Here is a 13,184-nt window from a genome sequence, read left to right as displayed (position 1 = left end):
CGGCCCCCGAGACACTGCCGTTCTCCCGCTCCAGCGCCTCGAAGAACCTTGCCTTCAGGTCCTCAAAATCCATGATCCCCGCAACTCCCTGAAGATCAGGGTGTTGCGGGGATCACTAGAACCCGCCTTTCCGGGTGCGGGGCCGCTTGATGCCTCGGAGCGCGTCCAGGGCGGCTCAGGAGTCCTTGTCCTGCGCGTCCTTGGCGTCCTTCGCCTCGGCGGCCGGGGCCTCCTCAGCGGCGTCCTCGGCGGCCTCGGCCTGCTCGGCCTGCTCGGCCGACGGCTCACCGGCGCCTTCCTCGGCCTGGACGGTCTCGCCCGTCTCGCCGTTCAGCTCGCGCTGGAGGGCGTCGACGTCGAGCTCGTTGCCCGACTCGTCCTTCACGGTGACGTGCTCGACCACGAGGTTCAGCGCCTTGTTGCGCAGCACCTCCGAGACGATCGCCGGGAGCTGGTTGTTCTGGGTGAGGTACTCGGCGAGCTGCTGCGGCTGCACGCCCATCTGCATCGCCTGGGTGACGACGTACTCGCTGAGCTCCTCGTTCTCGACGTTGAGCTCCTCCTGGACGGCGAGCTGGTCGAGGACGAACCCGCCCTTGACGGCGAGCCGGGCGGCGTCGGCGACCTCGGCGTCGAACTCCTCCTCGGTCTTCTCCTCGCCGGAGAGGTAGTCCTCCTTGGTCATGCCGGCCATCTGCAGCTGCTGCTCCAGCTGCTGGTTGCGGCGGCCGATCTCCTCCTCCACGACCTTCTCGGGAAGCGGGATCTCGACCTTCTCCAGCAGCGCCTCAAGGGCCTTGTCGCGCGCCTCGGACAGCTGCTGCATCTTCACCTGGCGCCCGAGCCGCGTGCGGACGTCGTCGCGGAGCTCGTCGATGGTGTCGAACTCGCTGGCGAGCTGGGCGAACTCGTCGTCCGGGTCGGGCAGGTTCTTGACCTTGACGCTCTGCACGGTGACGGTGATCTCGGCCTCCTCGCCGGCGCGCTCGCCGCCGACCAGGGTGCCGGTGAACGTCTTGTCCTCGTCGGCGGAGAGGCCGACGAGCGCCTCGTCCAGGCCCTCGATGGCCGACTTGCTGCCGACCTCGTAGGAGTAGCCGCTGGTGGAGGCGTCCTCGATCTCCGCGCCGTCGATCTTGGCGACGAGGTCGATGGTGACGAAGTCGCCCTCCTCGGCGGCGCGCTCGGCGTTGGTGAGGGACGCGAACCGCTCGCGCAGGTTGCCGAGCGTCTCCTCGACCTGCTCGTCGGTGACCTCGGCGTCGTCCACCACGACCTCGAGGCCGTCGTAGTCGGGCACCTCGAACTTCGGCCGGATGTCGACCTCGGCGGTGAACGCGAACTGGGTGCCGTCGTCCAGCTCGGTCACCTCGACCTCGGGCTGCCCGAGAACGAAGATCTCGGACTCCTCGACGGCGCGGCCGTACAGCTCGGGAAGCGCGTCGTTGACCGCCTCCTGCAGGACCGCACCCCGGCCGACGTACTTGTCGATCAGCGGTGCCGGGACCTTGCCGGGCCGGAAGCCCTTGATCCGCACCTGCTGCGAGATCTCCTTGTACGCCTTGTCGAGGTTCGGCTTGAGCTCGTCGAACGGAACCTCGACGGTGAGCTTGACCCGCGTGGGGGTGAGCTCCTCGACATCGGTCTTCACTGGGGTAGGTCTCCTTGATCGGGCGCTGTCTCGGCCGCGGCGTTCGACGCGTGCTGCCTTCTTGCCTGCGAGCTTGCCTGCGAGCCCTCGGCCTGCACGCCTACGGGCCGTTACCCGGTCCGTCTGCGTCGTCTCTCAGCCGGTCAGTCTCTCAGCGGCACGGGCACGCCGAATACGGCTCCGCGCCTTCGCGCGGCCAAGTCTATGGGGTAGCGGCGCCGAGTGCGGACATCGGACACCCACAAGACCGGCCAATCCGTGTCAACGATCCCGTACAGGCAGTGACACAAGTGATCGGAACCCCCATACTCGTCCGGGATGAACGGGATAGCCGCGGCCTTCAGTGCGACCGCTCTCTACTACCTCGGGTTCGCCGTCTTCAAGCTGGCGGCGGACCGGATGGCCCCTATCCGGGGCAACCGCATCCTGCACATGATCTGGACGATCGTCACCAACTGGATCTTCCTGATCGCGCTCGCGTTCGTGCTCGCGGGACTCGGCCTGCAGATCCTGGCGCTCAGCAGGCTGCCGCTCTCCACCGCGGTGCCGATCTTCATGTCCGGCATGGTCCCGCTGCTGCTGATCGCGCTGGTGTTCTTCGGGGAGCGGCTCACGCCGCGCGAGTGGCTGAGCCTGGTGCTGATCGGCGGGGCGATCCTGCTGCTCACCGCCTCGGTCGGCGGGGACGAGCCGATCGCCTCGGCGGGCGCGCCGCTCTGGAAGATCGCCGTGGTGGTCGCCCCGGCGGTCGTGGTGCCGGTCCTGATCCTGGTCCTCGGCGACTACCGGCCGGACGGCCGGCACGCCCGCCCGATCACCGGGATCGCCTACGGGCTGAGCTCGGGCTTCCCAGTCGGCACCGCCGAGCTCGCGATCAAGGGGTGGAGCGACCACGCCGACGCCTCCAGCATGCGGATCGCGCTGACGCCGTGGCCCTATCTCACGGTGCTCGCGGCGGCCGTCGGGTTCGGGATCATGGTGATGGCGTTCCAGCGCTGTCGCGTGTCGATCGTGGCGACCGTGATGACGGTCACCGCCAAGACGTACCTCCTGACGATGGGCACGTTCATGTACGGGGAGGCGTGGCCGCAGGACGGGACGTACTCCGCGATGCGGCTGGGGGCCCTGACGCTGGGCGCGATCGCGGTCCTGCAGTTCCCGCAGCACCGGCCCGTCGCGGAGGCGCCGCGCGGCCCCTCCCGCGAGGACCCCGCGTCCGCGCGGGACCCCTTCGGCGATTCCGCGCTGGGCGGCCCGGCGCTCGGCGGGCCGCAGCTGCGCCGTCCCGAGCACGGCCGCTACGCGGCACCGCAGGAGCAGGTGCCGCCGCAGCGTTCCCCGTACGCGCAGGATCCGCTCGGCCGGGGCCCGTACGAGGCGCAGGAGCCGGGGGCGGAGCCGCCGCGCCGTCCCGTCCGTCCCGAGACCTCCACGGAGACCGGTTCGGACGGGCGCTGGCGCGGCTTCGGCGACTGACTTCCGGCGACCGACGGGACGAACGCGCGCCTCCCCGGCCTTCCCGTGCGGAAGACCGGGGACCGCCCGCGCGGACCCTCAGCGTTTGCCGCCGCCCTTGCCCGGGAGGCCCTTGTCGAGACCGGCGCGGCGCAGGGCGTCGGCCATGGCGCCGCCGCCGGAGCGGTCGCCGCCGCCCTGACCGCCGCGTCCGCCGCCTCCCTGGCCGCCTCCTTGGCCGCCGCCGCCCTGGCCGCCGCGCTGCCCACCGCGCCCGCCGGGCCGGCCGCCGCGTCCGCCGGGGCGGTTCGGGCGGTCACCGCGGTCACCGCGGTCGCGCTGCTCACCGCGCCGGCCCCCGCCCTGGCCGTCGCCGCCCTGCCTGTCGCCGCCCTGGCGGTCGCGGGCCTGCCGGTCGCGGCCGGGCTCGTCGTCCAGCCGGAGCGTGAGGGAGATGCGTTTGCGCTGGAGGTCGACGTCCAGGACCTTGACGCGGACGATGTCGCCGGGCTTGGCGACGTCGCGCGGGTCCGACACGAACTTGTCCGACATCGCGGAGATGTGGACCAGCCCGTCCTGGTGGACGCCCACGTCCACGAAGGCGCCGAACGCGGCGACGTTGGTGACGACGCCCTCGAGGATCATGCCGGGTTCGAGGTCGGCGAGCTTGTCGACGCCCTCCTTGAACGTGGCGGTCTTGAACGCCGGGCGCGGGTCGCGGCCGGGCTTCTCCAGCTCGGCGAGGATGTCGGTGACGGTCGGCAGCCCGAACGTGCCGTCGACGAACTCGGCCGGCTTCAGGGCGCGCAGGACGGCGGTGTTGCCGATGACCCCCTTGATGTCCTTGCCCGCGGTGTCCAGGATCCGGCGCACGACGGGGTACGCCTCCGGGTGCACACTGGACGCGTCGAGCGGGTCGTCCCCCCCGGGGATGCGCAGGAAGCCCGCGCACTGCTCGAACGCCTTGGGGCCGAGCCGCGGGACGTCCTTCAGCCCGCGGCGGGTCCGGAACGGCCCGTTGGCGTCGCGGTGGGCGACGATGTTCTCCGCGAGCCCCTCGCCGATGCCCGACACGCGGGTGAGCAGCGGCGCGGAGGCGGTGTTGACGTCGACGCCGACGGCGTTCACGCAGTCCTCGACGACGGCGTCGAGCGAGCGGGACAGCTTCACCTCGGAGATGTCGTGCTGGTACTGGCCGACGCCGATCGACTTCGGGTCGATCTTGACCAGCTCGGCGAGCGGGTCCTGGAGGCGGCGGGCGATGGAGACCGCGCCGCGCAGTGAGACGTCCATGCCGGGGAGCTCGCGTCCGGCGTACTCGGAGGCCGAGTACACCGACGCGCCCGCCTCCGACACCATGATCTTGGTGAGCTTCAGGTCCGGGTGCCGGGCGATCAGGTCGGCGGCGAGCTTGTCGGTCTCCCGCGACGCGGTGCCGTTGCCGATGGAGACCAGGTCGACCCGGTGCTCGCGGGCCAGGCGCGCGAGCGTCTCGATCGACTCGTCCCACCTGCGGCGGGGCTCGTGGGGATAGATGGTGTCGGTGGCGACGACCTTGCCGGTGGCGTCCACGACGGCGACCTTGACGCCGGTGCGCAGGCCGGGGTCCAGGCCCATCGTCGCGCGGGTTCCGGCGGGGGCGGCGAGGAGCAGGTCGCGCAGGTTCGCGGCGAACACGCGGACCGCCTCGTCCTCGGCCTCCTGCCGGAGCCGGGTGCGCATGTCGATGCCGAGGTGCACGAGGATGCGCGTGCGCCACGCCCAGCGGACCGCGTCCGACAGCCACTTGTCGGCCGGGCGGCCCTGGTCGGTGATCTGGAACCGGCGGGCGATCTCCGCCTCGTACGAGCTGCGGGCGCCCTCCTGCGGGGCCTCCTCGGGCTCCAGGTCGAGGTCGAGGACCTCTTCCTTCTCGCCGCGGAACAGCGCGAGGACGCGGTGCGAGGGCAGCTTCGTGAACGGCTCGGCGAAGTCGAAGTAGTCGGAGAACTTCGCGCCCGCCTCCTGCTTGCCGTCCCGGACGCGGGACACCACCCGGCCCCGGTTCCACATGCGTTCGCGCAGCGCGCCGATGAGGTCGGCGTCCTCGGCGAAGCGTTCGACGAGGATGGCCCGCGCGCCCTCCAGCGCCGCGGCCGCGTCAGCGACGCCCTTGTCCGCGTCCACGTAGTCGCCGGCGGCGGCCTGCGGGTCGTGGGACGGGTCGCCCAGCAGCAGCTCGGCGAGCGGTTCGAGACCGGCCTCGCGGGCGATCTGCGCCTTGGTGCGCCGCTTCGGCTTGTACGGGAGGTAGATGTCCTCCAGCCGCGCCTTGGAGTCGGCCTCGGTGATCCGGGCCCTCAGCTCGTCGGTGAGCTTGCCCTGCGACTCGATCGACTCCAGGATCGCGGCGCGCCGCTCGTCCAGTTCGCGCAGGTAGCGCAGCCGCTCCTCCAGCGCGCGGAGCTGCGCGTCGTCGAGGGTGCCGGTCGCCTCCTTGCGGTAGCGGGCGATGAACGGGACGGTCGCCCCGCCGTCGAGCAGGTCCACCGCGACCCGCACCTGCCCCTCGCCGACGCCGATCTCCTCGGCGATGCGCTGGGTGATGGGCCGGACCCCGGGCTGGGAGCCCTGCTGGCCGGTGGACGTCTGGCTGGTGGTCGCTGTCACAGCTTGGATTCGCTTTCTCCCCTGGATGTCAGCGTGCATTGTCCAGGGAACGGGCCTTCGTTGTCTTGTCGGCGGGGCATGACGGCCCGGTCGGGCACCCTGCCGGTTCCCCGCAGAGGGTAGAGCTAACTCCCCCATGATCCGCCCCGATCGGGGACTTTCCCCTACTGGGCGACCCGGGATCCGGCGACACAATGGTCACGGCGGGACCGCGCGGCGGGTCTCCCGAAGGAACCCTGGAGGACCTGTGGACGACGGCAAGCCATTCATCGGCCGGATGGGCGGGCTCGCCCGGGGAGTGGTCGTCAACGTCCTCCGTGGAGTGGCCCAGATCGTCCTCGCGTACACGCTGAACCTGCCGCTGTTCATCCTCGCCGTGCTGTCGATCGTCTTCATCCCGCTGGGCGTCGGGGTGGTGCTGGCGCCGGCGGTGCTGCTGGCGATCCGCGCGGTGGCGAACCTGCAGCGCAACCTGGCCGAGAACTGGTACGGCGTGCGGATCCCGGTGCCGTACCGGCCGGAGCCGACCGGCACGTCCGGTCCGGTCGGCCGGTTCAGATGGGTGCTGGGCGACCCGGCGACGTGGCGGGACCTGCTGTGGTCGCTGCTGAACGTGCCGGTCGCGCTCGTCCTCGGGGTGCTGGCGGCGGGCCTGACCGTGTACGGGCTGGAGGGCATGTTCGCGGCCTGGTGGATCGCGCTGCTGACCGACTACGGCTGGGGCCCGTTCTGGCTGATCACCGACTACGGCGCGGCGGGGATCGCGGGGACGATCGTCCTCGCCGCCGCGCTGACGGCGGCGTCCGTCCCGCTGGGCGGGGCGTTCCTGAAGGCGCACGCCCTGTTCGGCCGGTCACTGCTCGCGCCGACGCGGGGCGCGCTGGCCGCGCGCGTGCAGCAACTCACCGAGACGCGGTCGGAGACCGTGGACGCCTCGGCCGCCGAGCTGCGCCGCATCGAGCGGGACCTGCACGACGGCGCGCAGGCCCGGCTCGTCTCGCTGAGCATGAGCATCGGGCTCGCCGAGGAGATGATGAAGCACGACCCGGAGACCGCGCGGCAGCTGCTCGCCGAGGCCCGCGCCGCCAGCGGCACCGCCCTGACCGAGCTGCGCGACCTGGTCCGCGGCATCCATCCGCCGGTGCTGGCCGAGCGCGGCCTGGACGGGGCCGTCCGGGCGCTGGCGCTCTCGGTGCCGCTGCCCGTGGACGTCGAGATCGACCTGCCGGGACGCCTGGACGCGCCCGTCGAGTCGGCCGGGTACTTCGCGGTGGCGGAGATGCTCGCCAACGTCGTGAAACACTCGGCTGCGCGGCGGGCCTGGCTCCAGATCGAGCACTCGGACGGCCGGCTGCTTATGATCATCGGGGACGACGGGACGGGCGGCGCGGACCCCGCACGGGGATCGGGCATGCGCGGTATCGAGCGGAGGCTCGCGGCCTTCGACGGGACGATGGCCGTGACGAGCCCGCCCGGCGGACCCACCGTCGTGACCATGGAGCTGCCGTGCGCGTTGTCATCGCCGAAGACCTCGCCCTCCTCCGGGACGGACTGATCCGCCTGCTCGGCGCGTTCGGCTTCGAGGTCGTCGAGGCCGTCGACAACGGGCCGTCGCTGCTGCGGGCGCTCACCGCGCACCGCCCGGACGTCGCGGTGGTGGACGTGCGGCTCCCGCCGACGTTCACCGACGAGGGCCTGAAGGCCGCGCTGGAGGCCCGCCGGGAGGTCCCGGGGCTGCCGGTGCTGGTGCTGTCGCAGCACGTGGAGCAGCTGTACGCGCGGGAGCTGCTGTCCGACAGCCGGGGCGGCATCGGCTACCTGCTGAAGGACCGGGTGTCGGACGTCCAGGTCTTCGTGGAGGCGGTGCGCCGGGTCGCGGACGGCGGCACCGCCCTCGACCCGGACGTGGTGTCGCAGCTGCTGACCCGGCACTCCCGCGAGGAGCCGCTGCAGCGGCTGACCCCCCGCGAGCGGGAGGTGCTCGGGCTGATGGCCGAGGGCCGGTCGAACGCGGCGATCGCCGGGAAGCTGTTCATCACCGAGAAGGCGGTCAGCAAGCACACCAACGGCATCTTCGGCAAGCTCGGGCTGCCGCCGTCCGAGGACGACAACCGGCGCGTCCTCGCCGTCCTCGCCTACCTGGGCGCCTGACGGCCCGCGGCGGGAAGCGGCGGACGGCGCCGCTCCCGCGCCGGACGGTCACCGGGCCCAGGGCGGGACGAGGCGCTCGTCGCCCTGCGGGGCGATGTCGCACCTGTCCTCGTCGACGACGGCCTCGGGGTCGTAGACGAGGCAGCCCGCGTGGGCGGCGACGATGGCGGTGAACCCGGCGCCGGGCGGCGCGGTCAGCCGGCGCGGCGCGTCGGCGGGCAGGACCACGGTGTCGCCGGCGGCGGCCGCCAGCTTCCGCCCGTCCAGCTCGATGGTGGCGGTGCCGTGCAGGAACGTCCAGACCTGCTCGGTGTCGAAGGCGTGCAGCGGGCCGGTCCTGCCCGGCGCCATGTCGACGCGCCATACGGCGAGGCCGTCCGTGCCGCCCTGGGTGGGTGTGGCGAAGGTGGTCATGGTGCCGTTGGGCGTCTCGGTGCGGCGGCTTTCGGCGGCGCGGATGAGCGTCATGGGTCCCGATCCCCTAACTTGGACAATGTGGTTGTCCATATAGTCAACGAGGTTGTCTTTTATGTCAAACGACGCCCCCGGCTTCGAGCTGCCGCTGCGGCTGTTCCTCGCCTTCCGCGTGATCATCGATGAGCTGCACGCGGAGCTGGCCGCGCAGGGGCACCCCGACCTGCGCCCCACGCACGGCTTCGTCCTCCAGGCCGTCGGCCCGGACGGCACGACGGCCGTGGAGCTCGGCCGGTCGCTCGGGGTGACCAAGCAGGCGGCGGGCAAGATGGTCGAGTCGCTGGAGCGGATGGGCTATGTGGCGCGCACCGCCGATCCGTCCGACGCCCGCCGCAGGATCGTGCGGCTGACGGCGCGGGGCGTGGACTGCCTGGACCGCTCCGAGCGGATCTTCGAGCGGATCCGGGACGACTGGGTGCGGCGGCTGGGCGCGGACCGGGTCCGGGCGATGGAGCACGACCTGCGCGAGGTCACGCCGGCCGAGCTGTGGCGACTGGACGTCCCCGGCTGGTTCGGGACGCCGTGAAGATTCTTTCGGAGCGCCCGCCCGTACGTGTGCAGGCAGCCGCTTAGACCACCGGACCGGGCGGTGGCCGGACGTCCGGCACCCCCTTGAACGCACCGTTCCACCCGGTTACCATCTGGCCAATTCTTAGGAAAGTTTCCTAAGAATTGCGCGGGGATTCCTGTTTGCTCGGGGGCCGAACGAACGGAGAATCATGTCAAGACCGGGCGGACGGCGGGCCATCGGGCTCGCCGGCGCGACGACGCTGGCGGTCGCCACCGCCCTGCTGACGGCGCCCCCTGCGTCGTCGGCCGGGACGGTCACCGCCACCTGTACCAAGACCCAGGACTGGGGCACGGGCTTCGAGGGCGCGTGCACGGTCACCAACGGCACGGACACGGCCCTGAACGGCTGGACGGTCGAGCTGGACCTGCCGCCCGGCACGGCCATCACCACCGCCTGGAACGCCACCAGGACCGTCTCGGGCGACCGCTACACGTTCACCAACCCCGGCTGGAACGCGACCCTCGCCGCCGGTGCCGGCACCAGCTTCGGGTTCAACGGAACCGGGCCCGGCTGGCTGACCGGCTGCACCGTCAACGGCGCCGCCTGCGACGGCTCCGGCGGGCCCGGCGAGGACGACGAGGCCCCGACCGCTCCGTCCGGCCTCCGGTCCACGGGCAAGACCGCCACCAGCGTGTCGCTGGCGTGGAACGCGGCGACCGACAACGTCGGCGTCACCGGCTACGACGTCTACAACGGCGCGACGAAGGCCGCCTCGGTGACCGGCACCGGCGCGACCGTGGGCGGCCTGTCGGCCGGGACCGCCTACACGTTCACCGTCAGGGCCCGGGACGCCGCCGGGAACACCTCCCCCGCGTCCGGCGCCGTCTCGGTCACCACGAGCGAGGGCGGCGACCCCGGGGACGCCGGCGGCAAGGTCATCGGGTACTTCGCCGAGTGGGGCGTCTACCAGCGCAACTACCACGTCAAGAACATCGAGACGAGCGGCTCCGCCGACCGGCTCACCCACATCAACTACGCGTTCGGCAACGTCCAGGGCGGCAAGTGCACGATCGGCGACGCCTACGCGGCGACCGACAAGGCGTACACCGCCGCCGACAGCGTCGACGGCGTCGCCGACACCTGGGACCAGCCGCTGCGCGGCAACTTCAACCAGCTCCGCAAGCTGAAGCGGATGCACCCCGGCCTGAAGGTGGTCTGGTCGTTCGGCGGCTGGACGTGGTCCGGCGGGTTCGGGCAGGCCGCCCAGAACCCGGCCGCGTTCGCCGAGTCCTGCTACGACCTGGTCGAGGACCCGCGCTGGGCGGACGTGTTCGACGGCATCGACATCGACTGGGAGTACCCGAACGCCTGCGGCCTCACCTGCGACAGCAGCGGCCCGGACGCGCTGGGGAACCTGCTGTCGGCGCTGCGGTCCAGGTTCGGCTCCGGCAACCTCGTGACCGCCGCGATCACCGCCGACGCCAGCCCCGGCGGCAAGATGGACGCGACCGACTACGCGGGCGCCGCCCGGCACGCCGACTGGTTCATGCCGATGACCTACGACTACTTCGGCGCCTGGGCCGCCCAGGGGCCGACGGCACCGCACTCGCCGCTCACGTCCTACCCGGGCATCCCGCAGCAGGGCTTCAACTCGGCCGAGACCATCGCCAAACTGAAGGCCAAGGGCGTCCCGGCGAGCAAGCTGCTGCTCGGCATCGGCTTCTACGGCCGCGGCTGGACGGGCGTCACCCAGTCCGAGCCGGGCGGGACCGCGACGGGCGCCGCACCCGGCACCTACGAGGCCGGCATCGAGGACTACAAGGTCCTCAAGGGCCGGTGCCCCGCGAACGGCACCGTCGCCGGCACCGCCTACGCCAAGTGCGGCAGCCAGTGGTGGAGCTACGACACGCCGTCCACCATCGGCGGGAAGATGGCCTACGCCCAGGACGAGGGCCTGGCGGGCGCCTTCTTCTGGGAACTCAGCGGAGACACGCCGAACGGTGAGCTGATCACCGCGATCAAGAACGGTCTCGGCTAGCCGTTCGCAGAAGGGGGACCTCCCAGCCTCCTGCGGCAGCCGAGACATCGGGCCCCTGACCACCACGGAGAGCGGTCAGGGGCCCGTTCCATGCCCGGAACACCGAGTACGGTCGGTCATGATCGTTACCGACGTTGGGGGCTGTTGTGCGGGACTGGAAGCCGGGCAGGACGTACCGGAGCGGTTCGGGTGAGGTTCGGTGGGACGTGCTCGGGGACCAGGACGCGGCCCCAGTCGTCCTGCTGCACGGCACGCCGTTCTCGTCCTTTGTGTGGCGTGGTGTCGCGCGCGCTTTGGCGACGACCCATCGCGTGTACGTGTGGGACATGCCGGGTTATGGGACGTCCGAGATGAGCGAGGGGCAGGACGTGTCGCTCGCCGCGCAGGGCCGTGTCTTCATCGAGCTGCTGGCCCACTGGGGACTGGACGAACCGATGGTCGTGGCGCATGACTTCGGTGGGGCCGTCGCCCTCCGGGCGCATCTCCTGCACGGCGCCCGTTACCGTGCCCTTGCGCTGGTCGATCCCGTCGCCCTCGCTCCTTGGGGTTCCCCCTTCTTCCGCTTGGTCGGGGCCAATGCGGAGGTGTTCGAGCAGCTTCCACCGGCGCTGCATGGGGCGCTCGTCCGGGAGTACGTGTCGTCCGCGAGCCACCGCGGTCTGCACCCGGCGGTGTTGGAGGCGCTCGTGGACCCCTGGCTTGGGGACGCGGGCCAGCCGGCCTTCTACCGGCAGATCGCCCAGGCGGACCAGCGGTACACGGACGAGATCCAGAGCCGCTACGGCGAATTGGAGCTCCCCGTCCTGATCTGCTGGGGCGCATCGGACACCTGGATACCCGTCGCCAAGGCCCACGAGCTGGCCGCGCTCGTCCCGGGGTCGCGGCTCCACCTGATCGACGGTGCCGGCCACCTCGTGCAGGAGGACGCCCCCGCCGAACTGACCGCCGCGCTCACCGCCTTCCTCGCCACCGCATCGTGAACCGGCCGGGCGGGCGGCGCTTGGAGCCGCCCGCCCGGCGCACTGCCCTGTCACGTGTTCTGGAGCACCGCCTGGACCTCCAGGGTGATCTGGACCTTCTCCCCCAGGCCGAGGCCCGCCCCACCGGGCACCTTCGCGGTGTCGCCGACACCGAACTCAAGCCGGCTGATCTCACCGGTCGCGGTGAACCCCACCCGGGCGCCCTTGAACGGGTCCTCCAGGAACGGGTCGGGGCTGAAGCCGCCGATCTCCAGCTTGAGCGGGACCTGCTTGGTCATGCCGCGCAAGGCCAGCTCGCCGTCCAGGACGAAGTCGTCCCCGTCGGGGCGCAAGCCGGTGGAGCGGTACGTCATCGTGGGGTACTTCTCCACGTCCAGGTAGTCGGCGGACCGGACGTGCGCGTCCCGCTGGGCGATGCCGGTGTCGATCGACGCCAGGTCGATCGTCGCGCTCACCGACGAGTCGAGGGGGTCGTCGCCGGTCACGATCGTGCCCTCGAACGTCCCGAAGCGCCCGCGGACCTTGCTGACCATCAGGTGCCGGACGGTGAAGCCGACGTTGCTGTGGGCGGGGTCGATGGTCCATGTACCGGCGACGTAACCGGGGATCTCGACAAGCTGGGCCTTCATCGTGTCTCCTTGGGTTATGAAAGGTAAGGCGGTTCTGAAGAGGAACCGCCCCCATGGTGCGGACACCCGCGGAGTCGGCACAAGAAGGCACTTTTTTCTGCCCTGGTCACCTGGAGATAACCATGCAGCGGACGGCCCATGCATGCCGGGCACGGGAGATCCTCGATCGGGTCGGCGACAAGTGGTCGCTACTGGTGGTCTCGCTGCTGGGCGAGCAGACCATGCGGTTCACCGAGCTCAAGCGCGAGATCGACGGCATCAGCCAGCGCATGCTCACCGTCACCCTGCGCGGCCTGGAACGCGACGGCATCGTCACCCGGACCGTGTACCCGGTGATGCCGCCACGCGTGGAGTACTCCCTCACCCCCATGGGCGCGACGCTCATTGCCGCGGCCAGCACCCTCGTCGCATGGGCGGAGTCCCACCGCAATGAGATCGACGCCGCCCGAGCCGAGTACGACGCCCGCGCCGAGGAGATGGCGGCGATCCAGGCGAAATGAAGCAGTGAAGGCGTGGTCGGCGGAACGGACGCGGCGGGAAATCCACGTGCCATCGCCGGCCATGGCGCGTTAGCTTTGAGGCGATGGACCTTCACGAGGTGGGACGGCGAGCTAGCCGCGCCGAGCTGGGGAACGAGCAGTCGTGC

At 71.5% G+C, this 13,184-nt stretch carries 11 protein-coding genes; 7 read left to right on the top strand and 4 right to left on the bottom strand.

Annotated elements, in window-relative coordinates; all coding sequences use genetic code 11:
• Positions 1-175: 175 nt before the first annotated feature.
• Positions 176-1,651: a trigger factor gene (tig, locus tag E1289_RS24190; protein WP_131983914.1), complete on the bottom strand. Its 1,476-nt coding sequence runs from the start codon at positions 1,649-1,651 to the stop codon at positions 176-178.
• Positions 1,652-1,969: 318 nt separating this feature from the next.
• On the opposite strand from tig, the gene E1289_RS24185 reads away from it, so the two are divergent.
• Positions 1,970-3,127 carry a DMT family transporter gene (locus E1289_RS24185; protein WP_131983912.1) on the top strand — a complete coding sequence of 386 codons (1,158 nt, stop codon included), beginning with the start codon at positions 1,970-1,972 and terminating at the stop codon, positions 3,125-3,127.
• 78 nt (positions 3,128-3,205) lie between these two features.
• On the opposite strand, the gene E1289_RS24180 is transcribed toward E1289_RS24185, so the two are convergent.
• Positions 3,206-5,692, bottom strand: coding sequence for a Tex family protein (locus tag E1289_RS24180; protein ID WP_243713106.1), 2,487 nt, complete (start codon positions 5,690-5,692; stop codon positions 3,206-3,208).
• A gap of 310 nt (positions 5,693-6,002) precedes the next feature.
• On the opposite strand from E1289_RS24180, the gene E1289_RS24175 reads away from it, so the two are divergent.
• Positions 6,003-7,310 (top strand): sensor domain-containing protein, encoded by a 1,308-nt coding sequence (locus E1289_RS24175; protein WP_243713104.1) that lies wholly within the window; start codon positions 6,003-6,005, stop codon positions 7,308-7,310.
• The gene (locus E1289_RS24170) at positions 7,262-7,906 is read left to right on the top strand and encodes a response regulator transcription factor (protein WP_131983908.1); all 645 of its coding nucleotides are present in this window, start codon (positions 7,262-7,264) and stop codon (positions 7,904-7,906) included. The genes E1289_RS24175 and E1289_RS24170 overlap by 49 nt, the downstream gene beginning before the upstream one ends.
• 48 nt (positions 7,907-7,954) lie before the next feature.
• Here the strand turns inward: E1289_RS24170 and E1289_RS24165 are convergent, their stop codons facing one another.
• Positions 7,955-8,374, bottom strand: coding sequence for a cupin domain-containing protein (locus E1289_RS24165; RefSeq protein ID WP_131983906.1), 420 nt, complete (start codon positions 8,372-8,374; stop codon positions 7,955-7,957).
• A gap of 61 nt (positions 8,375-8,435) precedes the next feature.
• On the opposite strand from E1289_RS24165, the gene E1289_RS24160 reads away from it, so the two are divergent.
• From E1289_RS24160 to E1289_RS24150, 3 genes are all read left to right on the top strand, one after another.
• A complete protein-coding gene (locus E1289_RS24160) occupies positions 8,436-8,906 on the top strand; it encodes a MarR family winged helix-turn-helix transcriptional regulator (protein WP_131983904.1) in 471 nt (156 codons plus the stop codon).
• Positions 8,907-9,099: 193 nt separating this feature from the next.
• Complete coding sequence (locus tag E1289_RS24155) at positions 9,100-10,929, top strand: glycoside hydrolase family 18 chitinase (protein WP_131983902.1); 1,830 nt, start codon at positions 9,100-9,102, stop codon at positions 10,927-10,929.
• A 206-nt stretch (positions 10,930-11,135) separates the two neighbouring features.
• Complete coding sequence (locus tag E1289_RS24150) at positions 11,136-11,909, top strand: alpha/beta fold hydrolase (protein ID WP_243713103.1); 774 nt, start codon at positions 11,136-11,138, stop codon at positions 11,907-11,909.
• 50 nt (positions 11,910-11,959) lie between these two features.
• On the opposite strand, the gene E1289_RS24145 is transcribed toward E1289_RS24150, so the two are convergent.
• Positions 11,960-12,538 carry a YceI family protein gene (locus tag E1289_RS24145; protein WP_131983900.1) on the bottom strand — a complete coding sequence of 193 codons (579 nt, stop codon included), beginning with the start codon at positions 12,536-12,538 and terminating at the stop codon, positions 11,960-11,962.
• A 122-nt stretch (positions 12,539-12,660) separates the two neighbouring features.
• Between E1289_RS24145 and E1289_RS24140 the strand changes: the two genes are divergently transcribed.
• A complete protein-coding gene (locus E1289_RS24140) occupies positions 12,661-13,038 on the top strand; it encodes a helix-turn-helix domain-containing protein (protein ID WP_207929117.1) in 378 nt (125 codons plus the stop codon).
• The last annotated feature ends 146 nt before the right edge of the window (positions 13,039-13,184 follow it).

Origin of the sequence: Actinomadura sp. 6K520, assembly GCF_004349245.1 — a bacterium.
Lineage (GTDB): Bacteria > Actinomycetota > Actinomycetes > Streptosporangiales > Streptosporangiaceae > Spirillospora.
This window is presented reverse-complemented; position numbering and strand designations above follow the sequence as displayed.